Raw genomic sequence first — 481 nt, 5'->3', positions numbered from 1 at the left:
GAGATCGCCGCAGATGAACGTGTGAGCGAAGCTGTCCTCGCTGGTGTCAGTAGATTCGAATCGACTGCCGTTAGTGACCTTCCGTTGCTCTACGGAGCAATAGACCCTGACGCATTAGAGGTGTTACTCACATCTCAAGAGAACACCTGTGTCTCATTCGTATACAGCAACTCTCGAATAGAGATATATGATGGTGAGTTTCTCACAGTCGAAGCTACCTGACCGAAAATCACTGTGTAGTACACACACCGACTGAGCGAGTATGCCGCCACTCTCTGCTTAAAACAGAGCGTGACGACTTAGTTAATGTACTGTGGATTGGTCAGTACAGAGCGTGCATCTATCCGGGGATTCGGTATTTTGCCATCGCATGCTGAATTGGAGCCGGTTCTCCGCATGGTCTCGCCACACTGGTCGCGGTCGCCAATAACTATACGACCCTGAGAAGTTGAAGAAAAGGCTTTACACAAGGGTACCCATA

The 481-nt window shown here is 49.5% G+C and carries 1 protein-coding gene; it reads left to right on the top strand.

The window, feature by feature from the left end:
• Window positions 1-222 (top strand): HalOD1 output domain-containing protein (locus E4S61_RS25680; RefSeq protein WP_167768599.1); only part of this gene is annotated, 222 nt, incomplete at its 5' end.
• Window positions 223-481: the final 259 nt, after the last annotated feature.

It is taken from the genome of Haloarcula amylovorans (assembly GCF_004681185.1).
Classification (GTDB): Archaea; Halobacteriota; Halobacteria; order Halobacteriales; family Haloarculaceae; genus Haloarcula; species Haloarcula amylovorans.
Note: the sequence above shows the minus strand (reverse complement) of the source record. Positions and strands in the feature narration are given on the sequence as shown.